23 protein-coding genes and 1 riboswitch are annotated in these 19,543 nt (G+C 63.5%); of the genes, 18 read left to right on the plus strand and 5 right to left on the minus strand.

All coding sequences use genetic code 11. The annotated features are described in order from the left end of the window. Nucleotides 1-446 precede the first annotated feature (446 nt). Entirely contained in the window at nucleotides 447-3,128 is a 2,682-nt protein-coding gene (locus MTX19_RS16525; RefSeq protein ID WP_280984443.1) for a PAS domain S-box protein, read from the plus strand. 288 nt (nucleotides 3,129-3,416) lie between these two features. After that, the gene (locus tag MTX19_RS16530) at nucleotides 3,417-4,502 is read left to right on the plus strand and encodes an SMP-30/gluconolactonase/LRE family protein (protein WP_280984444.1); all 1,086 of its coding nucleotides are present in this window, start codon (nucleotides 3,417-3,419) and stop codon (nucleotides 4,500-4,502) included. A 171-nt stretch (nucleotides 4,503-4,673) separates the two neighbouring features. Here the strand turns inward: MTX19_RS16530 and MTX19_RS16535 are convergent, their stop codons facing one another. Then, complete coding sequence (locus tag MTX19_RS16535) at nucleotides 4,674-5,024, minus strand: GrlR family regulatory protein (protein WP_280984445.1); 351 nt, start codon at nucleotides 5,022-5,024, stop codon at nucleotides 4,674-4,676. A gap of 237 nt (nucleotides 5,025-5,261) precedes the next feature. On the opposite strand from MTX19_RS16535, the gene MTX19_RS16540 reads away from it, so the two are divergent. Continuing rightward, the gene (locus MTX19_RS16540) at nucleotides 5,262-5,702 is read left to right on the plus strand and encodes a hypothetical protein (protein ID WP_280984446.1); all 441 of its coding nucleotides are present in this window, start codon (nucleotides 5,262-5,264) and stop codon (nucleotides 5,700-5,702) included. Between the two features lie 178 nt (nucleotides 5,703-5,880). On the opposite strand, the gene MTX19_RS16545 is transcribed toward MTX19_RS16540, so the two are convergent. Next, nucleotides 5,881-6,264 (minus strand): VOC family protein, encoded by a 384-nt coding sequence (locus tag MTX19_RS16545; RefSeq protein WP_280977412.1) that lies wholly within the window; start codon nucleotides 6,262-6,264, stop codon nucleotides 5,881-5,883. Between the two features lie 361 nt (nucleotides 6,265-6,625). Between MTX19_RS16545 and MTX19_RS16550 the strand changes: the two genes are divergently transcribed. Next, a complete protein-coding gene (locus MTX19_RS16550; protein ID WP_280984447.1) occupies nucleotides 6,626-7,159 on the plus strand; it encodes a hypothetical protein in 534 nt (177 codons plus the stop codon). 210 nt (nucleotides 7,160-7,369) lie between these two features. Continuing rightward, nucleotides 7,370-7,894 (plus strand): hypothetical protein, encoded by a 525-nt coding sequence (locus MTX19_RS16555; protein ID WP_280984448.1) that lies wholly within the window; start codon nucleotides 7,370-7,372, stop codon nucleotides 7,892-7,894. A 107-nt stretch (nucleotides 7,895-8,001) separates the two neighbouring features. On the opposite strand, the gene MTX19_RS16560 is transcribed toward MTX19_RS16555, so the two are convergent. Further along, the gene (locus MTX19_RS16560) at nucleotides 8,002-8,406 is read right to left on the minus strand and encodes a hypothetical protein (RefSeq protein ID WP_280984449.1); all 405 of its coding nucleotides are present in this window, start codon (nucleotides 8,404-8,406) and stop codon (nucleotides 8,002-8,004) included. A gap of 256 nt (nucleotides 8,407-8,662) precedes the next feature. Then, nucleotides 8,663-8,742, plus strand: a riboswitch (ZMP/ZTP riboswitch). 15 nt (nucleotides 8,743-8,757) lie between these two features. Here MTX19_RS16560 and MTX19_RS16565 point away from each other — a divergent pair. From MTX19_RS16565 to fabA, 7 genes are all read left to right on the plus strand, one after another. Further along, nucleotides 8,758-9,621, plus strand: coding sequence for a tetrahydrofolate dehydrogenase/cyclohydrolase catalytic domain-containing protein (locus MTX19_RS16565; RefSeq protein ID WP_280984450.1), 864 nt, complete (start codon nucleotides 8,758-8,760; stop codon nucleotides 9,619-9,621). 145 nt (nucleotides 9,622-9,766) lie between these two features. Next, entirely contained in the window at nucleotides 9,767-10,246 is a 480-nt protein-coding gene (locus MTX19_RS16570; protein ID WP_280984451.1) for a MaoC/PaaZ C-terminal domain-containing protein, read from the plus strand. Nucleotides 10,247-10,443: 197 nt separating this feature from the next. After that, the gene (locus tag MTX19_RS16575; protein WP_280977419.1) at nucleotides 10,444-10,737 is read left to right on the plus strand and encodes a hypothetical protein; all 294 of its coding nucleotides are present in this window, start codon (nucleotides 10,444-10,446) and stop codon (nucleotides 10,735-10,737) included. Nucleotides 10,738-10,944: 207 nt separating this feature from the next. Beyond that, nucleotides 10,945-11,322, plus strand: a complete 378-nt coding sequence (locus MTX19_RS16580; protein ID WP_280984452.1) for a hypothetical protein — start codon at nucleotides 10,945-10,947, stop codon at nucleotides 11,320-11,322. 118 nt (nucleotides 11,323-11,440) lie between these two features. Beyond that, complete coding sequence (locus MTX19_RS16585; RefSeq protein ID WP_280984453.1) at nucleotides 11,441-11,857, plus strand: ACT domain-containing protein; 417 nt, start codon at nucleotides 11,441-11,443, stop codon at nucleotides 11,855-11,857. 68 nt (nucleotides 11,858-11,925) lie between these two features. Continuing rightward, nucleotides 11,926-12,522, plus strand: a complete 597-nt coding sequence (locus MTX19_RS16590) for a TetR/AcrR family transcriptional regulator (RefSeq protein WP_280984813.1) — start codon at nucleotides 11,926-11,928, stop codon at nucleotides 12,520-12,522. A 33-nt stretch (nucleotides 12,523-12,555) separates the two neighbouring features. Continuing rightward, complete coding sequence (gene fabA / locus MTX19_RS16595) at nucleotides 12,556-13,086, plus strand: bifunctional 3-hydroxydecanoyl-ACP dehydratase/trans-2-decenoyl-ACP isomerase (protein ID WP_280984454.1); 531 nt, start codon at nucleotides 12,556-12,558, stop codon at nucleotides 13,084-13,086. Here the strand turns inward: fabA and MTX19_RS16600 are convergent. Continuing rightward, a complete protein-coding gene (locus tag MTX19_RS16600; RefSeq protein ID WP_280984455.1) occupies nucleotides 13,083-13,214 on the minus strand; it encodes a hypothetical protein in 132 nt (43 codons plus the stop codon). The genes fabA and MTX19_RS16600 overlap by 4 nt on opposite strands. Nucleotides 13,215-13,588: 374 nt before the next feature. Between MTX19_RS16600 and MTX19_RS16605 the strand changes: the two genes are divergently transcribed. From MTX19_RS16605 to MTX19_RS16630, 6 genes are all read left to right on the plus strand, one after another. Next, nucleotides 13,589-14,407 carry a pentapeptide repeat-containing protein gene (locus tag MTX19_RS16605; RefSeq protein ID WP_280984456.1) on the plus strand — a complete coding sequence of 273 codons (819 nt, stop codon included), beginning with the start codon at nucleotides 13,589-13,591 and terminating at the stop codon, nucleotides 14,405-14,407. 305 nt (nucleotides 14,408-14,712) lie between these two features. Next, a complete protein-coding gene (locus MTX19_RS16610; protein ID WP_280984457.1) occupies nucleotides 14,713-15,117 on the plus strand; it encodes a hypothetical protein in 405 nt (134 codons plus the stop codon). 122 nt (nucleotides 15,118-15,239) lie between these two features. Continuing rightward, complete coding sequence (locus MTX19_RS16615) at nucleotides 15,240-15,428, plus strand: hypothetical protein (RefSeq protein ID WP_280984458.1); 189 nt, start codon at nucleotides 15,240-15,242, stop codon at nucleotides 15,426-15,428. Nucleotides 15,429-15,702: 274 nt separating this feature from the next. Next, nucleotides 15,703-17,031 (plus strand): MFS transporter, encoded by a 1,329-nt coding sequence (locus tag MTX19_RS16620; protein WP_280984459.1) that lies wholly within the window; start codon nucleotides 15,703-15,705, stop codon nucleotides 17,029-17,031. Nucleotides 17,032-17,085: 54 nt separating this feature from the next. Continuing rightward, nucleotides 17,086-17,313 carry a hypothetical protein gene (locus tag MTX19_RS16625; RefSeq protein ID WP_280984460.1) on the plus strand — a complete coding sequence of 76 codons (228 nt, stop codon included), beginning with the start codon at nucleotides 17,086-17,088 and terminating at the stop codon, nucleotides 17,311-17,313. Nucleotides 17,314-17,621: 308 nt separating this feature from the next. Beyond that, nucleotides 17,622-17,897 carry a hypothetical protein gene (locus MTX19_RS16630; RefSeq protein ID WP_063701733.1) on the plus strand — a complete coding sequence of 92 codons (276 nt, stop codon included), beginning with the start codon at nucleotides 17,622-17,624 and terminating at the stop codon, nucleotides 17,895-17,897. A 498-nt stretch (nucleotides 17,898-18,395) separates the two neighbouring features. On the opposite strand, the gene MTX19_RS16635 is transcribed toward MTX19_RS16630, so the two are convergent. Next, nucleotides 18,396-19,439, minus strand: coding sequence for a methyltransferase (locus tag MTX19_RS16635; RefSeq protein ID WP_280984461.1), 1,044 nt, complete (start codon nucleotides 19,437-19,439; stop codon nucleotides 18,396-18,398). Nucleotides 19,440-19,543: the final 104 nt, after the last annotated feature.

The raw sequence follows: 19,543 nt of genomic DNA on the forward strand, positions 1-19,543 counted from the left end.
CAAAAGCGCGAAGCGCGTCTTAGTTAGCAAGATGACCTGGGCATCCACGTCTTGTTCGCCGCGCGTCGAAGACGTGGATGGCCGGGACGTGGCCCGGCCATGACGGGGAGAGGGCGGGGCTGCCGGCACACTTCGTTGAGCAGCGAAATATTTCGTGTCTCCGCATTGTAGGTTCCGTCTCAATGACCGAGACGGAATCCGCGGCATGACCACCACCCCGCGCCAGCCCAGCATGGCAGCGGCCTGACACGGCCAGCTTCAGAGCGCTGTCGCTACGACCGGAAGCCGGCACCGCCGTGCGGGTCCCGGATTGGGGCAAAGTGCTTCACCAGCGTGACGCAAATCACCTTCGCCGCACAGGCGGCTTGTTGATCCGCGTCGGCATGTTCCCAAACGCCCGTAATTTCCCGTATATTGCGGGCCAACTGGATCCCGGCCTCGATGACATGACTGCAGAACTGCCGCCGAATTCGCAAGCGCCGCGAGCGTTTTCCCTCTCGATCGGCCAACTCACGTTCGGCAGCTTCCTGCTGGTCCTGGCTGTGATCATCATCACATCTACCGCGAGTGTGGTCGCGATCCGTCACATCGATGCGACCTTTGCCGAACTGCAGCGGCTGCAAAGCGTCGGCGACATCGCCGAGGATATCGACCGGCGCATGAACGAGCTGCGGCTGGCTGCGCGGGACTTTGTCACCGAACCGGGCAGCCAGTCGGTGCAGGTCGCGGAGGCGGCGCAATCGCTGAGCGAGATCCTGAAGAAGACCCGCATCGAGCTCGCTCCCGAACAGCAGGACATGATCGACGGCGTCACCCAGCGGCTTGCGACCTATCGCAGCGGCATCGAGCGCATCTCGGCGCTGCTCAGCAGTCGCGCCGAACTGGTCGCCGCGCTGCCCCCGCTGCGTGACGCCTTCGACAAAGCGATCGCCGCGAGCTCCGATCCGGCGATGGCGACCGCGCTGTCGCAAATCCAGAGTCGCATCGGCACTGCGCTGCTTGCGCATAATACGTCCGCGGCCGAGCAGGGCGCGCAGAGCATGCGCGCGATGACGATTGCCGATCCGGCGCTGCGGACGGCCGTCGATAAATATGCCGAGGCGATCATCGCGATCTCGGTGCGCGAGGGCCAGATCGCCGACATCGACAGGGAGGTGCTCGGCGAAGAGGGGCGGCTGATCCAGCGCGTCACCGAGCTGTTGCGCGAGCTCAGTACGCGGCGCGGGCACGTGCTGTCGCGGGATTTCGCGCGCACGCTGGCGGAAGCGAAATGGCAGAGCATCGTGCTCGGCACGGCGGGCGTTTTGATCGGCCTGTTCGCGGCGGTGCTGGTGGTTCGCCGTACCGTCCGGCCGCTCGCCAGGATCGCCGGGTCGATCCGCAGGGTCGCAGGCGGCGAGAAGAGCGCGTTTATCCCGGGCGCGGATCTCGACAACGAGATCGGCGATATCGCGCGCGCCGCCGAGGTGTTCCGCCAGACGCTTGTCGACGCCGACAGTGCACGCGAGGCCGCGTTGCGCGCCCTTGCCGAGCAGCGGCTCGCCGAGGAGAGCTACCGCAAGCTGTTCGAGTCCTCCGTCGACGGCATCTATGTGACCACGCCGGGCGGCACGCTGCTCAACGCCAACCCGGCGCTGGCGCGGATGATGGGCTACGCCACGCCGCAGGACCTGATCAACGGCATCGACGACATCGCCTCTGCCGTCTATGTGGATCGGGCGGCCCGCGCGCGATATCAGCAGCTGATGCATCGCGACGGCATGGTGCGCGACTACGAGTACCAGGTGCGCTCGCGCGACGGCACCGTGCTGTGGCTGTCCGACTCGGCCACCGCGGTGCGCAACGATGAGGGCGAGGTGATCCGCTACGAGGGGACGGTGCGCGACATCACCGACCAGAAGCGCGCCGAGGACGCGATCGCCGAAGGCCGCCGCCTGCTCCAGATGGTCATCGACACGGTGCCCGCCGTCATCAACGTGAAGGACCGCAATCTGCGCTACGTGCTGATGAACCGCTACATGGCGGGCATCTTCGGCATCGAGCCGCAGGATGCGATCGGCCAGACCACCACCGAGCTGATGTCGCGCTACGGCGGCGCCAAGACCGACGAGAACGACAAGCGCGTGCTGTCGGCGCGCCGCGAGCTCGGCTTCTACGAGGAGGAATACAAGGATGCCGCCGGCAACATGCGGCAATGGCTGGTCAACAAGTTGCCGATCCTGGGCACGCAGGGCGAGATCGAGAACATCGTCACGGTCGCGCTCGACATCGGCGAACGCAAGCGCTCCGAGCAGGAGATGCGCAAGGCGAAGGATTCCGCCGAAGCCGCGCTGCGCAATCTGCGCGAGACCCAGAACTCGCTGATCGAGGCCGAGAAGCTTGCCGCGCTCGGGCGGCTGGTGGCCGGCGTCGCGCATGAGGTCAACAACCCCGTCGGCATCAGCCTGACGGTGGCGTCCGCGCTCGAGCGCAAGACAGCGAATTTCGCAGGCCAGGTCGAGCGTGGCGATCTGCGCCGCTCCAGCCTCAACGAGTTCCTGGGAACGGCCCGTGATGCGTCGTCGCAGCTCGTCGCCAATCTCAATCGCGCCGCGGAGCTGATCCAGTCGTTCAAGCAGGTCGCGGCCGATCGCAACTATTCGGACCAGCGAACGTTCGATCTCGGCGATCTCACCGAGCAGGTGGTGATGAGCCTGCGGCCCGGCCTGCGCAAGCACAATCTGACGCTCAACGTCGATTGCGAGCCGAGCCTGATCATGAACTCCTATCCCGGACCGTACGGCCAGGTGCTGACCAATCTGTTTCTCAACTCGGTCGCGCATGCGTTTCCGGACGGCAGGGCCGGAGACGTCGATATCCAGGTGCGCGCATTGGGCAAGGACCATGTCGAGGTGATCTTCGCCGACAATGGCTGCGGCATGAGCCTCGACGTGCGCCGCCGCGCCTTCGACCCGTTCTTCACCACCCGGCGCGATCAGGGCGGCACCGGGCTTGGCCTGCACATCGTCTACAGCATCGTCACCACGCGCCTTGGCGGACGGCTCCACCTTGATTCAGAACCGGGCCAGGGCACGCGCATCCAGATCGTCCTGCCCCGCGTCGCGCCGCTGGAGCTGGCGGCGGAGTAGGCTACCTCGCCGATATTTGCCGCGGCCGTTTGCTCTAACCGCGTCATCCTGAGGCGCGCGCACGCCGCGCTCCTCCAGCGACAACGGCAAAGCCGTTGCCCGGGGGTGACGGGTTAAAGTTCTGTAGGGCGGTGACAGACCAACGGGAAGGAGCCGCTATCGCGCAAGATCGATATTCGATCAGTATCGATCGATACCGGAAGGGAATTGGACCATTCCGAGCGACGCCCGTACCGCTCCCTCAATCGACCTTCGGTCAGTGGGCGATAGCAGCAGGGGAGGAACGACATGATCTCGCGTCGCAACCTGATCGCCGGCATCGGCGCCGGCGTGGCAAGCGCGGTGGCTGGCCCTGCGATGGCGCAGTCGTTCCCGTTCAAGCCCAATCAGCGCTATCCGGATCCGGCCGTCGAGATCCTCGATCCGAGCTTTGCGAAATACCGGCTCTACAGCAGCACGCTGGAGCAGGTCGCCACCGGCATGCGCTGGGCGGAGGGGCCCGTCTATTTCCCCGAAGGCGGCTATCTCCTGTTCAGCGACATCCCCAACAACCGCATCATGAAATACAGCGAGAAGGACGGCAGCCTCAGCATCTTCCGCAGTCCGGCCAATTTTGCCAACGGCAACACCCGCGACCGTCAGGGGCGGCTCGTCACCTGCGAGCATTCCGTCACACGGCGGGTCACGCGCACCGAGAAGAACGGCAAGATCACCGTGCTCGCCGACAGTTTCGAGGGCAAGCGCCTCAACGCGCCCAACGACATCGTGGTGAAGTCGGACGATACGATCTGGTTCACCGATCCGGTGTTCGGCATTGCTGGCGAGTGGGAGGGCTTCAAGGCCAAGCCCGAACAGGCCAACACCAACGTGTTCCGCATCGGCACCGACGGCAAGCTGACGGCCGTCATCACCGATCTCGTCAATCCCAACGGGCTTGCGTTCTCGCCGGACGAGAAGAAGCTCTACGTCGTCGAATGGAAGCGCACGCCGAACCGCAGCATCTGGAGCTACGACGTCAATCCGGATGGCACGGTCGGCACCAGGACGAAGCTGATCGACGCCGCCGATCAGGGCTCACTGGATGGCTTCCGCGTCGATCGCGACGCCAATCTCTGGTGCGGTTGGGGAAGCAACGGAGCGCTGCAGTCCGAACCGACCGAGGTCAACGGCCGCAAGGTCTATCAGCTCAGGGGAAAGCCAGAGGATCTCGACGGCGTGATGGTGTTCAGCCCCCAGGGCAAACCGCTCGCCTTCATTCGCCTGCCTGAGCGTTGCGAGAACCTGACGTTCGGCGGCCCCAAGAACAACCGCCTCTATATGGCGGCCTGTCACTCGATCTACGCCCTCTACGTCGAGGCGCACGGAGCGACCTGAGACACGGCGGGGGCCGTGCACTCGCGCTGCGGGCTGTGCGTGCCGCTCTACTCACGTCATGCCGAGCGAAGCGAAGCAATCCATTGCGCAGTAGGCGCAGCAAACTCCGTCATGGATTGCTTCGTATTGCTCCTCTCAATGACGGGGATGGTGCCTTGCGCGGCGATGCGCCTAGTTGATATCCGTTAGCTTGTGCAGCGTCGCGCTGAAGATCAAGCTCGCCTTGCCGACCAGTGCGGTCCCGTTCATGGTCGCGCGCGTATCCGTGAAGGTGCCGGAAACGCCGATGCCGACCGGGGCAGGGCCTCCGAACAGCGGGTTGTCGGTGTCACGCGGCGTGGTGTGGCGCTGCACCAGGACCTCGCCCTTGAACACGTCGTCCCTCACCGTGTAGGTGCCGGTGTAATAGAGATAGGCGTCGCCGCCGAAAATCTGGCCGTCGCGGAAAAGGATCACACCGCTGCCCTTGCCGACGCGCCCGTCGAGCAGGGTGACGTGGATAGAATACAGCCCGTTCTTCATGACGTCCCGCTTGGCCGGCCGCCGCGCCCACGGAAGCCGGTTGTTTTTTATGCCAAAGCGCGCAACCTCGCGCAACGCGGCAGGTTAATTCAGGGGTGGCCTGAGTTGGCGTGAACCCTCGGTTCCTGCCAGTCGGTGTGACAGCGCCATGACAGCGGACCGTGCGCGCGATCGGACTGGCCCGCGAAATGCATAGCTCTGGTAGCACTGGCAGGTAAGTGCTGGAGCAAGAAACACATGACAGACTGGATTGAAGCTGGCGGCCCTTTGGCGCGCCCAGGCAATGTCCAAGGAACTTCGGCCCGTCATCGCGCGGGCCGTGTCGCGACGTTACGGTGCCTTGGCCTTGTGACGCTCCTGTCGGTAGCCACTGCGCATGTCGCGCAGGCGCGCGATCCCGATGGCCGCTACGCCAATTCGCCGCTCAAGCAATGGTTTGATGGCTTGCGCAGCGGGAAGGGCCCGTGCTGTTCGGATGCCGATGGCACCGCCATCAGCGACGTCGATTGGGAATCCAAGGATGGACATTACCGCGTTCGTCTCGATGGCCAATGGATCGACGTGCCGGATGAAGCCGTGATCACCGAGCCCAACCGCGCCGGCCGCGCCATGGTCTGGCCGATCCGCAGTTACATGGGTATCACGATCCGCTGCTTCATGCCCGGCAGCATGACGTAGCGGAACGAAGTCACACCCGATCTCGATCCGCGTCATCCTGCAGGTGCGAGCGCAGCGCGCCTCGAAGGATGGACGCGGCCCGGCTGGTGGCCGTCGACGCTTCGAGACGCGCTTCGCGCTCCTTCAGGGTGACGGGGGTAGGAAAGGTCGCCCCGGTTTTGCGAGCGCGGCGGTCGGCTCACACGTATTTCTTGTCGCGCTCGAGCAGCTCGATCGAGATGCCCTGCGGGCCGCGGATGAAGCAGATGCGCACGCCGGGACGGATCGTGGTCGGCTCCTTCGTGAATTCGACGCCCTTGGCCTTGATCTCGGCGGCGACTGCGTCGATGTCCTTCACCGTCAAGCCGAAATGATCGAGTCCCTGATACGGCGTCACCGGCGGAGCGTTGACGCCGTCTCCCGGAGCCACCTCCGCGATGAATACCTTGGCGCCGCCGAGCTGGACGTCGATACGGCCCGGTCCGCGGATAATCTCGCCGCCGAGGATGTCGCGAAGCCAAATGGCGGTCGCCTCGGGATCCGGGCTGCGCAGGTGGATGTGGTCCCAGGTCACGGTCGGCATTGCGATCTCCTTGCTTGTTCTTGCGCCGCTTGTGCTGCGGGCGTTGTTTCTGAGGCGGCGCAAATCTAGCGACCGGCCGAAGGCAATTCCATCCCGGCGCGATGCCTGCCGCAATATCGCCGTCCCGGAATGAAACCATTTCGGATATCGGCGATTGTCTCGGCAGTGGCGCCCTTCCGCGGCAGCCTCTGAGGCTGTGCGGGAGGGCGCTGTCTGGCGTGGCCAGCGGGGTGAGGGCACGACGATGCGGATCGGCCTGGCGTCGTTTCGGAATGCGGGCGCTGATCATTTCGGTACAACTGGTATTTGCGCAAGCCTGGCGCTTTCGGTGATTGTCGTTGCCGGGATCGCCGCATGGTTAATGCTCCCGGAGCCGAGCGACGCTGGAGACGACGAGGGGTCCTCGTCCTCCGCAATCGTGGTCACGACACAAAACGCACAGACCCCGGCGCAGACAAGCGAGGCGCAGTCAGCTCAGGCGGCTGCGATCCCTTCTCGATCGGTCGCGACCGCGCCACCGGGTGAGCCTGCGACGGTCGGGGTCGCCACGGCTCCGCAGACAACGCAAGAAGCCAAGCCGTCGGAGCCTGCAGCCCAAAAGTCACCCCTCGACGGGCTGCGGATCGCATCGCAGTCCTTCCGCCGTGGCGGGCTTGGCTCGAAGGCGCTCGTCACCCTGACGCTGCGCAATGCCAACGATTTCGCGGTGAAGGATGTCGAGATCGCCTGCGCCTTCATCCGCCGTGACGGCAGCCCCCTGACCGAGCGCACGCGCGTCATTCCCGGCACCATCGCCATGAGGAGCCGGAAGACCTATTCCCACATGTTGATCGGGTTCATAAATATTAATGCAAGCAAGGCGAAGTGTTCGGTCGTAACCGCGAGCCGCCTCTAGATCCTCATGCCGAAAAAGTGACCGCCCCGGGTGAACCATCAGGGGCAGTAAGGAACTAACTATTAGCTTGCCCGTTTGGACCATGACCCGGCAGCGCGACGGCGGTTTTCCGAGTGATCATGCGCAAACGATGAGTTCGGTGCGCGATGACAGATGTCGTCGTGGCAAGGCGAGTTGAACCGCGCGCGTTGCGCGGGGGGAGCTATCAAGATGCCAGTGGCGCGTTACTTCCTGTTTGTCGGCGGAGTTCTGCTCGCGCTGCTATTCGTCGTCAACGCGCTCGTGCCGCAGGATGACATTGCCGCAAGCAACGGCTTGTCGTCGCCGGGCTTCGACAAGAGCATGGTCCGCATCAGGTCGACCCAGAAATTGCCGGAGCGGGTGGTGTATGACACCAACCTGCCCACCATCGTTCCGCCGCAGGTGAATGCGGTTGCCGCAGCCACTCCGCGCGCGATTCCAGGGTCGGCCGGTTCGCGCGTTCGTGATTCCTTTGCCCAGTTCGTGCCCGCGCAAGCCAAGAACGATGCCAAGGGCCAACCGGCGGCGGAGGCCAAGCCGCTGGAGCAGCACGCGCAGGCCCAGCCGCACGCGCCGAAGAAGCGCCGGATCGCCAGGGCCCGCGCGCCGAGCCAGTTCCAGCAGGCCCGAATGGCCCAGCCGGGCATGTTCCAGCCGTTCCGGATGGCCCAGCAGCAGCCGCGCGGTTTCTTTGGCGGCTTCGGCACCTGGTAGCGCGCCGACCGGCATAGCCGGAACCTGAGCCGCGCCGCCGGTCGACGGCCGCTCATCAAGCTCCCAATCGCACTCCGCCCGCCCGCCGCCTGCGGCGGCGAATGGAATTAGCGCGGCAGGCGTGGAATCTTGTCGGCGAAGCCGTTGTAGCAGGCCAGACGTTCGTCCTCTTCCTTCAAGAAGCGGCACTCGTTGACGCCCTTGGCGGGAGCAGCTTTCGGCTTCGGCTGCGGCTTGAAGATCTCATCATAGCAGTTCAGCCGGTCCTTGGTGCCGTCGTCGATGTCCTGGCAGGCCTGCAGCTTCACCGCGACCGATTGCGGCTTGCCGGGAGCGGCCTTCTCGCCCTTCTTGGCGGCGTGCTTCTTGCCGATCTGGACCAGCGGCTTGTCGCCGACCATCGGCGGCTGCGAGGCGGCTGGCTTGGCCTCATCGGCCGGCGGCGCGGTGGTACCCTGGGCGAGCGCGGCAGCCGGGTACAGGAGCGCCAGCGCGAGGATGATATGTCTCATGTTGAAAATGTCCGAAATGGCGTGGTGACCAGAGGAAGGCGCCCGGGATCGGAAAAGCCGGGTGTGCCGTGACTATCGCAAGTTCCGCCCAAATCCTACCCCCGACTTGAGCTCCCGCTATGGCTTCCACCGGGAAGAGGGGCCGGGCTGGCTGCGCCCCTCTGCGCGCGAGCCGGGCGGGGCCGCCTTCGGCGTGGCGCCGCGGTCTGCGAAGGCTTGCCGCCATTGCCTTCTCCGGAGCAGCCGACTATAAGCCGGCGATCTGCGCGACTGGCGCTTGGATGGATGACCATCGGGGAGCGCAGAGGCTGAACGCCGCGCGCCTGGGCACCGCTTCGAAACGGAGGTGCCATGACGGCGAACATTCTCGATGGGCACGCGCATGCCCGGATTGTCATCGACAGCATTGCAGGCGAACTTGAGCGGCTGCCCCGCGTGCCGGGGCTCGCCGTGGTCCTGGTCGGCGACGACCCGGCCAGCCATATCTACGTCCAAAGCAAGATCAGGATGGCCGAGCGGCTTGGCTTGCGCGGCGAGGTCGAATTCCTGCCGCACGACGCCGGCGAGGCCGATCTGCTCGCCCGGATCGAAACCCTCAACGCGCGCGACGATATCGACGGTATCCTTGTCCAACTGCCGCTGCCGTCGCATATCGACACCTTGCGCGTCGTGGCCGCGGTCGATCCCTCCAAGGATGTCGACGGCCTGCACGCCCTGAATGCGGGCCGTCTGTTCCACGGTGACGATGCGCTGGTGCCGTGCACGCCGCTCGGCTGCCTGCGCCTGATCAAGTCGATCCAACGCGATCTCACCGGCTGCCATGCCGTGGTGATCGGAAGCTCCAACATCGTCGGCAAGCCGATGGCCGCGCTGCTGCTGCAGGAGCACGCGACTGTGACGCAGACGCATATCCACACCCGCGGGATCAGCAACATCTGCCGCCAGGCCGACGTCCTGGTGAGCGCGGTGGGGAAGGCGGGGCTGGTCCGAGGCGACTGGATCAAGCCGCAAGCCATCGTGATCGATGTCGGCACCACCCGCGTGGAAAAGCCGGAGGGCGGCTATGAGGTGCGCGGCGACGTGACCTTCGATGAAGCGGTGCAGGTCGCCGGCGCGATCACGCCGGTGCCGCGCGGCGTCGGACCGATGACGATCGCCTGCCTGATGGAGAATACCGTCAAGGCCGCGAAGGCGAGGGCGGTGCGGTTGCAATAGCGTTGGCGCCAGGTGGGACGTGCGATCCACTTCGCGCGTCTTTCGCGAGGTCGATCGGCGCGCGCGACAGCGATTCATGACCTGCCAGGTAATGGAAAGCCGTCGGCATTGGTCTATCGTCGCAGCCGAAACGAGGAGGCGCGCAATGCTGTACGCGGAAGATCTCATCGAGGGCCAGACATTTCAGCTCGGCGCCTACACGATCGATGAGGCGGAGATACTGGACTTCGCCCGGAAGTATGACCCCGTGCCGATCCACGCCGACCCCGTCGCGGCCGCTGCCGGCCCGTTCGGCGGCCTGATCGCAAGCGGCTTCAACACCATCGCGATCTATCAACGTCTCGTCGTCGAGGCGATCTGGGCGAAAGTTGCCGGCATCGTCGGACGAAGCCTTGAGATTCGGTTGCCTCGTCCGGTTCGTCCGGGAACCACACTGACCGGCCAATCGCAGATCCAGAAGATCACCATCAGGCCGGAGCGGCGCGACGCCGTCGTGATCTTCAGGACGGAACTGGTCGACGACGAGCGTCGTTCTGTCCTCGTCCTGGTGCTTGATGCCCTCATTCATCTGCGACCGGCGGAGAAGGGGCCCGCGCAAGCAGAAGCGTCGCCATTGGCGACCTAGCGCGCGTTGCCGTCACGCGACCTGCGGAAATTAACAGCGGCTTAGGTTTCGAGGAACCTGTGGTTAGACGTGGTCATTGCGTCGCGCGCGGGAACATTTCGATGCGGGATCGGTTCGTAACTCCGTGACCCCTGAGGAAGAGGGCAAAATGGGGAAAAACCAGCCAGCCCGAAGCCACGAAAAAAGAGGAGCAGCACATGAAGCTGAGTTCCGCACAAGTGAAACAAACGATGACGCAACTCGACGCCCAGGTGCTCCCCGAGGATCACCCGGCCGTCGCGCAACTGAACAGCGTGTTCGGCGATCACACGTTCTTCGTCGACAGAAGTGGCCTCAAGGTTCTCGAACCTGCCGAAGCGCCCGATATGCAGGGGCAGACCGGTGAAGTCGTAAGCCTCGCCGAATGGAGCGATCCGGAGCTCACGAGTCTCCGGCCGCACGAGCCGGAGCCGACCGGCGTGCTGATCACTCTCGAGCCCAGCAAGCACTGAGCGCTGCATCACATGGCGCCGCGATCGGTTGCTTGAGTGCGCCGTTCGCGGGCCGATGCTGCGGCCCGTCGTCAGGTCGACGCCCAGGTCTCCATTGCAGACAGTGCCGATCGTCACATCAAGAGGTGGCGAAAGTCACATGGCAAATCAGCTTCGCCTGCGTATGCATCGGTTGCAGATACGGCGTATCCAGGCGAAGAGGGGCAAATGGGGAGCGTACGGCGCTGGACCTCTGATGAGGACGACAAGCTCAGGGAGCTCGCCAAGGCCGGCAGGAATGCCCTTGAGATCAGCAACGAGCTGACTCGCAGCCCCTCAGCCGTGCGCCGCCGCGCGGAAGTTCTATCTGTCCTCATCGTCGCGAAAGCCTACCGGGCGCGCCCGTCGCATGTCGCGACGCATCTCGAACGCGTGGCGATCGACGCGATCCGGAATCGTCGCCCGTTTCCCGCCGGCGTCGGCCCGAGCACCATCGCGGGGATGATCGAGAAGGGATGGATCGTCCCGGAGAGCGCGATGGGACGAAAGTACCGCGTCACCGATGGCGGCGTGGAGGCGGTCCGCCGCAAGATCCCGAGCAACTGAAAACAGTCCGGAGACGCAGCGCGCCGGGACGGACCAGCGCAATGCCGCCTCTGTCGTCATTGTGGCGCCGGCATCACCCGCGGGTAGAATAAGCCGCATCTCTCGAAGAGGATGCGCGGTGGCCGGCGAACGCAATCTGGATACGTTGCTGCGGGGCATGAAGCCCGAACTGCAGGACGGCATTTTCGTGTTTTGCACGATTGCAGCCGACGAAGACGTACCCGTCGGCATCAGGCCGCTGCTGACATTTCGCGAACAGGAAGCAACCACCCTGGTGATCCGACGAGAGGAGGCCGAACGCGCCGGGCTGCGCTACCAGTTCGCCTCGCGCCTTTTGACCTTGACCGTGCATTCCTCGCTTGACGCGGTCGGGTTTCTGGCCGCGGTCTCGGCTCGCCTCGCGCATGCCGACATCAGCGTGAATGCGGTGTCGGCGTTCTATCACGATCATCTGTTCGTGCCCGAGCATCGGGCCAACGAAGCCCCCTCGCGCTTCTGCAGGGCATGGCCGCCCGGGCGTGACCCTCGTCCTTGACATTTCTTGGAGGTTACGCTGAATTGAATTCAATTCAATAGCGGAGATCAGGCAAGGCCGTGACCGGTATGGGGACGCGAGAGAGGCTGATCGGCGCGGCTCAAGAGGAACTCATTCGCGGCCATGGGCACCTGGAGATGCAGGCCGTCGCGACGCGGGCGCGCGTCTCGGTCGGGCTCGCCTATCATCACTTCGGATCGAAGGCCGGTTTGATCGCAGCCGTTGTCGAAGACTTCTACAACCGCCTCGATGGGGCGGTGTTCAGCGGCGCGAGGCTGCCTACGGAAAGCTGGGCGGCGCGGGAGCGGGCGCGGATCCGTGCCTATATCGCGTTTCATTACGCGCACCCGTTTGCCCCTCTCGTCATCGGGACGCTGAGCCGCGCGCCTGAAGTGGTGGATGTCGAGACCGCCTTCACCGCCAAGCAACTCGCGGCGGGCGCGCTCATGCTCGAGGCGGCGCAGCGCGACGGCATCGTACCCGGCGACATCGATCCGCAACTCACCATCGCGCTGATGATCGGCGGCATTCGCCAGGCACTGGTCGGCAGCCTGACGCGCGAGCCGCGACCCGATCCGGACAAACTGACCAACGACATCTGGGTCTTCATCGCCGCGGCGCTGCGCCTGCCCGTGGAGACGGACGCCCGGAGCAGGGGCGCCTGACGTTCAGCCGGCAACATCACGAAAGGTCTCGTTTTGCCCAACCCGCACGACTTTCACGCACCGCAATCGTCCTACAGCAAGGAAGATCTTCTCAGATCGAGCGAAGGCGGCTATTTCGGCCCGGGCAATGCGCAGTTGCCGGCACCGCCGATGCTGATGATGGACCGCATCACCGAGATCAGCGTCGACGGCGGCGAATTCGGCAAGGGCCGCATCGTCGGCGAATTGGACATCTCGCCGAGCCTCTGGTTCTTCGATTGTCACTTTGCCAATGACCCGGTAATGCCGGGATGCCTCGGGCTGGACGCGATGTGGCAGATGATCGGCTATTGGCTGGGATGGTCGGGCTCGCCAGGCAGGGGCCGGGCGCTGGGCGTCGGCGAGGTGAAGTTCAGGGGGCACATCACGCCCGACGTCAGGCATGTTCGCTACGAGGTCGACATGCGCCAGGTCAAGCGCGGCCGGCTGGTGCTCGGAATTGCCGACGGCCGCGTGCTTGCCGACGGCGCCTGCGTCTACGTGGCGAAGGACATGAGGGTCGGGCTGATCACGTCGGCCGCCTAGCGCTGAGCTATCGCCTGACGATTCAAAACCGTTTTGTGCGCCGGCGCGGGGCCAATCGTCGCCCACACCACCGCTGCGATCGCCAGGGCCGCGAGGATGGCGCCGCGCAAAGGATGGTCGTTCTTCATACCGGCCCGATCAGATGACGTGCTCGAGTTTCCGCATCTCCTGCAGGCGAGCCAGACAATATTCCCGATACATTGCGTTGATGAAGTCCCACATGATCCCAATCCCTTTGGTGCAATGCGGGTAAGCTGCGCCGGATTTGTTTCAGGCTGACTTCGCGGGCCCAGGAAAATGGTTTCGTCCGCTGGTCTTGACGGAGCTGGCGCGCCGCGGCGAATGAAGATTCTCGATGGGGTGGTCACGGCATTGCCAGGAGCATGATCCGGTTTCATACTCTTGCATAGTCCGGCGGCCCACCGCGACCAGCCAAGCTGACGCTGCGACCAAGCGAAATGCAGGCGACAATGCCGGATTATCGGAAAGCGGAGGGACGGCGATGCTGTTTCGTTTCGCATTTGCGCTTGTGTCGATGACGGCGCTGCTGCTCGATCCCATGGACGCCGCGTCGCAGGGCATGCTGAGCAACGTCGACCTCAACAGCCCCGAAATGTCGACAGCGGAGATGACGCGCGCCGAGGTCGAGGCGCTTCTCAAGGCGGCGCCTCAGGACCCCGCGGGCCAGCGCTCTGCGGATTTGCAAGGAAAGCGGCTGTCTCACCTCGATCTCTCAGGGCTCGACTTTTCCGGCAGCAATCTTCGCCTCGTCAAGCTCAACCGGACCAGCCTGAAAGGCGCACGCTTCGATCGTGCCATCCTCAACCAGGCCTGGCTGATCGACGCGGATTTGACCGGGGCGTCCCTTGTCCACGCATCACTGCTCGGCACGCAGATGCAACGCGCGAAGCTCGACAGCGCCGATTTGAACGGCACCCGCATCACCGCGGATTTTTCCGGTGCCAGCTTGATCGGGGCCAAGCTCACCGGCGCCGATTTGAGCGCTGATATGCGCAACCAATCGATGGGCCTGATGCGCGGCGTGCTCAAATCCGCCGATCTCACAAATGCGGACCTGAGCGGCGCCAATCTCTCGCGCGTCGATCTCGAATTCGCCCAGCTGCAGAACGCCAATCTGGCGAATTGCAATCTCAACCATGCCGACCTTGCGGGAGCCGACTTGTCCAACACCAATCTCGCAGGCGCCGATTTCACCGAGGCCGACCTCGCGTCGGCCCTCTTGCCGAGCGCAGCCGCGCTGGAAAAGGCCAGCAATCTGGACAAGGCTTTGAACTTGAACCTGGCGCGGCGCCATCCTTGAGGATCGCAGTGATCCAAGCCTTGGCATTTCGGCCGGGAACCGAGCGATCGGCATACCAGCGCCAACAGCCGTGAAATTACAACCAGCGGTTTTTGAAAGTGCAGATTGTGTCAACGCGATCGGTTCCAGTGCCGCGATTGCATCATAATTGATGCACAACCAAAACACTCACGCGTGTTGCTGTTCCAGCAAATCAGTCTCAGGCTGAACATCCCTCGGTGGTGACGGGTGGCGCACGCCCTCAGACACTGGCCTCGCAAGTGTGTCGGCCGTCATCGCCGGGGAATCGCGCTTGCCAGCGCCTCATGATCGCGACGCAGGCTCGGCAAGCGTTCACCCCACGTCAGTGGAATTTGAGAGCCTGCGCGCTAGCGCTCGAAGCGGTGTCTTGGCATCGTTCTTGCCAAGGCGCGGCTCGTTTCAAAAAGAAAAAGAAGGAGACGACAGCGATGACAGAGCCAACAAACAAAGAAGTCGCTGACCTCGCTCGCAAGCTGATCAAGCTCATCCTGCGCGAGCACCCCGTGACCGACCCGCGCGTGACGACCGTGACAATGGTGAGAGCACTGATCGCGGTGATTATGACGGTGGGCGAGATAGCCGGTATCTCGTCACAGGCGATGGCCCTGGAATTTGAATTTGCCGCGCACAATCTTCGTGACGGCAAGGTGTTGCATATCGGCCCCGGAAGGGATGCAGACCGTCGATAGCCGCGTGCTTGAGGTAAGCCGTCAGACCTCTGATCTAGTGAGGATAGGACTCAGGAGGGCAAATTGCTGGCCGGACCTTGGAACGCAAGCATGCGGGCGTTCCAGGGCCTGGCAGGCCACGCATGCGGACCGAGGCGGGCGGTTACCGTCGCGACCACCTCCGCGGGCTCGCCCAGCGCGTGGAAGTCGATGCGAAAGAAGTTCGCATCATGGGCTCGAAAAACTTGTTCCTGCGCACGCTCGTCGCTGGGTCAAGCGCAAAAACGGCAGGTGTTGGAGTGCCCGATTTTGTACTGACGGTTTTGTATTGAAATGGCGCGCCACGGCCGATGAAGATGGGCACTACTGCTTCGCCATTCCACCATGACACCTTATCCGGAGAGGCGCTCCAATAGGAATGTCGGCGAAGATCTTTGACACGGCGCAGCCGCTCCGGGCGACAATCAGGATTCGAACGCGCGACTTTAGCCTTCGAGACTAAGAGTCCGAGAGCGATCCCGCCGGAAACGTCTCTGAATTGGTACGCAACTTTTGCCGTCTATCTGTCTTGTCAACACATTGTGGATTCAATGAATCTGGACGCCGATGACTGTTGGGTCGATCTGGATGCCGAAGACCTTGCGCCCGATCGTGTCGTTGCTCCTGGGGCTCGCGTTCCTGCTGGCAGGCAGTGGCCTGCAATTCACCTTGCTGCCGTTGCGCGGCAGCGCGGAAGGTTTTGACGATCTTGCACTCGGCGTCATCAGTTCTGCCTATTATGTCGGCTTCGTCAGCGGCTGTCTGCTCGCGCCTTATCTGATCCTGCGCGCAGGACACATTCGCGCCTTTACAGCAATGGTGGCGGTGGCGGCTGCCGTGGCGCTTGCCTACGCACTCGTGCCGGTGGTCGCGGCCTGGATCGCGTTCCGCGGCGTAACCGGCCTCTGCCTCGCCGGTCTCTACCTGGTGGTCGAGAGCTGGCTCAACGATCGCGCCTCCAACGAGACTCGCGGGCTCGTGCTGTCGGCTTATGTGGTGGTCAATTATGGCGCCATTACACTTGGTCAGGCTTTGGTGACGCTCTATCCGATCACCGAGGCCGGGAACTTCATGGTGGCCGCCATGCTTTCCTCCTTGGCTATTGTTCCGGTGGCACTGACCCGCGCGGCGCAACCAGCACCGCTTACCATCGTCAGCTTTCGCGTCGAACAGCTCTATCGCGCGGCGCCGGTCGCGCTTGTGGCAAGTTTCATGATTGGCGCTGCCAACGGTGCATTTTGGGGGCTCGCGCCGCTATCGGCCGCCGGCAGCGGCCTCAGCATCAATCAGGCGGCGCTGTTCATGAGTACGGCGGTGCTGGCAGGAGCGATCGTTCAGTGGCCGGTGGGCCATCTGTCCGACCGCGTCGATCGCCGCCGGGTGCTGCTTGTTCTCTTGATCGGAGCCGCCGCCGCGGGCGTCGCCTCGTGGCTGATCTCCGCGTCTGGAACGACGCTGCTGCTGTTCGGCATTCTCTTCGGTGCACTTGCTCTGCCCGGCTATTCGCTTGCCGCTGCCCACGCCTATGACAAGACCCCCGCGAGTGATGTCGTACCGATCGCCGCTACGATCCTGCTCACCAACGGCCTCGGTTCGGTGGTCGGGCCTCTCATTGCCGCCACCTTCATGTCCGCGGAAGGACCGCGCGCGCTATTCCTGTTTACCGCGATAGTCCAGGCGCTGCTTGCGACCTACGTATTCTACCGCACGCGTGTGCAGGCCTCGCTTGCCTCCCCGCGGAAGACCGAGTTCGATCTTGCCACGACCGCACTCGTGGGCACGGTGGTCACACACGACGCGCTGGACCCAGCCGATCCCTCGATCGTTATCCCGGAGCGCTATGCGCGCGCCCCCATGCAAGCCAATGCGAGGTCGGCTCCACCGTCGGAGCGCTGACCCGGTTCGCTGCTTGCCGCGGCATCCAGCGCCACCCTCATTGGAGCGCAAACCATGCGCGTTCAAGTCGAGATCCATCCTGATGACGACGGCACACCGATGATGCGGGCGCTTCATTTCGATAACCGTCGGATCGACGTCGTCGAAGCGCTCGATCAATGGTACGGGCCGGACTACCGCTACGTTAAAGTCCGAGGCCGCGACGGGGCGTTGTACATCCTGAAATTCGACGAGACGCGCGCTGACTGGGAACTGACGATGTTGGCGCGCCACGGCCGATGAAGATGGGCACTATTCATTCGCAGTAGCGCGATGACGGAGCAGCCCGCCATGCGGCCCAATTCGCGATACTGCGATGGCCTGCGATTTTGCACTGCGCCTCGTGGGCCCGCCTCCCGCGGCGCTTGCAGCCTGACGCGGCGGCCTATCTCGCGTTGCGTTGCCTTTGGCGGCACGCACGGCAGCGGGAGGAACTTACCATTTCCTTATTTCTCGCTTCTCTTTTTGCGTCGTTGAGGTAGCCTCGCAGGACCAGACGGGCGCTGAGGCCCTCTGGAGGGCAGGAACACTCGAACATGGAGGGTTCTGCTATGGCCAAGCAAGAAAACTCAATTGAGTCGGCCCATCGCGTCAAACTCCTGGAAATTGATTGGGAAGACCTCAGCGAACCGGGCGCTTATGTTGAACGCGGCACCGGTGATCTTTACCGCTTCCCAATGGAGTCCTTGCTCAAGGGAGGCTCTCCGGTCGTCACCAAGGAGAGCCATGGTGCGTCCAGGCTTTGCCAGATCAGCAAAGATCCCTATGTGACGAGCATGAAGGCCAGGCTCATTTGCGCCCAGCACAACATCGAGCCTAACTTCTAGCATTCTCGTCTCGTGTTGCGCCTGAAACGGTGCAGCGACTTAGCAAGGATGACATGACGGACGCGCTCGTGCGGAGGGCGTCCGTTATCTGCATCGAGTGTAGGCGAATGGCTCTGGAAGACGAAGCCGCTCGCGCTCCATAGTGCGGTCAGAACGTCCAAATCGAACAGGTGAGCGAGGCTCGGACCGATCGACAACGTTCGGACCTAAAGCTGTACCCGTGTCTCCGGAATAAACCGTAGCCGATGTGTCCAGGACGGACCGTACCGGGTGGCGCGCCACGGCCGATGAAGATGGGCACTATTGCTTCGCCGTGGCGCTATGATGCCATAGCCGATTACCGGCTCCAACCGACTAACCTGCGATGGCCTGCGATCTTTCGCTACGCCTCATGGGCCGCAGTCTTCCCGATTTCCGGTTGCCCGTCGATAGCGACCCTTTAGATCAATCCCGGGAATGGCGTGATAAGCCGAGAGCGGAGAAAAACTCGGTCGCGCTTCACTTGATGCCAATCACCATCGAATCTGGGCCAACCAGCGGCTCGACGCGCGTTTCGACAAAGCCCGCCTCCTTGAGCCAACCGATGCAATCGGCTCCTGTGAAATCGAAGCCTTCGCGGGTTTCGATCAGCGTGTTCAGGCTCATCAGGAGCCCGAACGCATTCTTCCTGCGCTCGTCATCGATGATCGGATCGTAGACGATGAGCGCGCCACCGTAAGGGAGCGCCTGGTAGGCGTTTCGGATCAGCATTCGCTTTTTCTCAAGGCTCCAGTCATGCAGGATGTGCCCCATGATCAGCACGTCGGCCGAGGGCATCGGGTCGGCGAAGAAGTCACCTGCTTGGAACGAGAGCCGCGACGAGAGGCCGTGCTGCACCGCGTAGGCCTCGAAATGCGGCTTCACCACTGGGAGATCGAATCCGATGCCGTCGAGATGGGTGTGCGCGCGGGTGAGTTCGACCGCAAGGGCGCCTTGGGCGGTACCGATATCGGCGAAAGTCTTGTGATCGGCCCAGGGGAATTTGTCCACGATCGCGTGTGCAGCGCACAGGCTCAGTCCCGTCATCGCCTTAAGGAAGTCGGCGAGGATTGCCGGGCTCCGGTAAATCTCATCGAATAGGTCGCGGCCCTGCTTGGCCTCGTTCTGCGGCTCGCCGGTCCGCAGCCCCTCAGTTAGCGAGCCCCAGAATGGATAGAGCCGCGCGTTTGCCATTTCGAGCATGCCGCCCACATACGTCGGCTTGCGGCGATCGAGAAACAGTGCACCCGCCGGCGTATTGGAATAGAGCGCGTCGTGGCGCTCGAGTTGGCCGAGCGCGACCAGTGCATCGAGGAAATCGCGGACGCTGCGCGGATGCAGCTTGAGCTGCGTGGTCAACGCCTCGGCGCTTATCGGCCCGTCGGCCAGCAATGTGAACAGTCCGAGCTCTATCGCGCTCAACAGCGTTTTCGAGCCCCAAAATGCAAAACCAAGCTGCATGATGGCGTCCGGCGTCGGCGTGGCGGCGGGCGTGATAATGTTCAGCTGGACCTGCTGGTTCATGGCTGCACCTTTGCGTATTCGCGTGAGAGCAAGCCTAGGCAAGCCGACAGAGGTCCGCATGGAGACGCTATTGATTTTTCATGCTCATTCCGTTGACATACCAA

Origin of the sequence: Bradyrhizobium sp. ISRA464, from assembly GCF_029910095.1 — a bacterium.
In the GTDB taxonomy this organism is placed as follows: domain Bacteria; phylum Pseudomonadota; class Alphaproteobacteria; order Rhizobiales; family Xanthobacteraceae; genus Bradyrhizobium.

What these genes read in the sequence shown, in the direction of transcription:
- MTX19_RS16605 (WP_280984456.1), top strand. Translation starts at nt 13,589, where the DNA reads ATGCTGTTTCGTTTCGCATTTGCGCTTGTGTCGATGACGGCGCTGCTG.
- MTX19_RS16615 (WP_280984458.1), top strand. Translation starts at nt 15,240, where the DNA reads ATGCGGACCGAGGCGGGCGGTTACCGTCGCGACCACCTCCGCGGGCTC.
- MTX19_RS16635 (WP_280984461.1), bottom strand. Translation starts at nt 19,439, where the DNA reads ATGAACCAGCAGGTCCAGCTGAACATTATCACGCCCGCCGCCACGCCG.
- MTX19_RS16535 (WP_280984445.1), bottom strand. Translation starts at nt 5,024, where the DNA reads ATGAAGAACGGGCTGTATTCTATCCACGTCACCCTGCTCGACGGGCGC.
- MTX19_RS16590 (WP_280984813.1), top strand. Translation starts at nt 11,926, where the DNA reads ATGGGGACGCGAGAGAGGCTGATCGGCGCGGCTCAAGAGGAACTCATT.
- MTX19_RS16530 (WP_280984444.1), top strand. Translation starts at nt 3,417, where the DNA reads ATGATCTCGCGTCGCAACCTGATCGCCGGCATCGGCGCCGGCGTGGCA.
- MTX19_RS16565 (WP_280984450.1), top strand. Translation starts at nt 8,758, where the DNA reads ATGACGGCGAACATTCTCGATGGGCACGCGCATGCCCGGATTGTCATC.
- MTX19_RS16540 (WP_280984446.1), top strand. Translation starts at nt 5,262, where the DNA reads ATGACAGACTGGATTGAAGCTGGCGGCCCTTTGGCGCGCCCAGGCAAT.
- MTX19_RS16620 (WP_280984459.1), top strand. Translation starts at nt 15,703, where the DNA reads ATGACTGTTGGGTCGATCTGGATGCCGAAGACCTTGCGCCCGATCGTG.
- MTX19_RS16580 (WP_280984452.1), top strand. Translation starts at nt 10,945, where the DNA reads ATGGGGAGCGTACGGCGCTGGACCTCTGATGAGGACGACAAGCTCAGG.
- MTX19_RS16630 (WP_063701733.1), top strand. Translation starts at nt 17,622, where the DNA reads ATGGCCAAGCAAGAAAACTCAATTGAGTCGGCCCATCGCGTCAAACTC.
- MTX19_RS16600 (WP_280984455.1), bottom strand. Translation starts at nt 13,214, where the DNA reads ATGAAGAACGACCATCCTTTGCGCGGCGCCATCCTCGCGGCCCTGGCG.
- MTX19_RS16550 (WP_280984447.1), top strand. Translation starts at nt 6,626, where the DNA reads ATGCTCCCGGAGCCGAGCGACGCTGGAGACGACGAGGGGTCCTCGTCC.
- MTX19_RS16560 (WP_280984449.1), bottom strand. Translation starts at nt 8,406, where the DNA reads ATGAGACATATCATCCTCGCGCTGGCGCTCCTGTACCCGGCTGCCGCG.
- MTX19_RS16610 (WP_280984457.1), top strand. Translation starts at nt 14,713, where the DNA reads ATGATCGCGACGCAGGCTCGGCAAGCGTTCACCCCACGTCAGTGGAAT.
- MTX19_RS16525 (WP_280984443.1), top strand. Translation starts at nt 447, where the DNA reads ATGACTGCAGAACTGCCGCCGAATTCGCAAGCGCCGCGAGCGTTTTCC.
- MTX19_RS16545 (WP_280977412.1), bottom strand. Translation starts at nt 6,264, where the DNA reads ATGCCGACCGTGACCTGGGACCACATCCACCTGCGCAGCCCGGATCCC.
- MTX19_RS16555 (WP_280984448.1), top strand. Translation starts at nt 7,370, where the DNA reads ATGCCAGTGGCGCGTTACTTCCTGTTTGTCGGCGGAGTTCTGCTCGCG.
- MTX19_RS16625 (WP_280984460.1), top strand. Translation starts at nt 17,086, where the DNA reads ATGCGCGTTCAAGTCGAGATCCATCCTGATGACGACGGCACACCGATG.
- MTX19_RS16575 (WP_280977419.1), top strand. Translation starts at nt 10,444, where the DNA reads ATGAAGCTGAGTTCCGCACAAGTGAAACAAACGATGACGCAACTCGAC.
- MTX19_RS16570 (WP_280984451.1), top strand. Translation starts at nt 9,767, where the DNA reads ATGCTGTACGCGGAAGATCTCATCGAGGGCCAGACATTTCAGCTCGGC.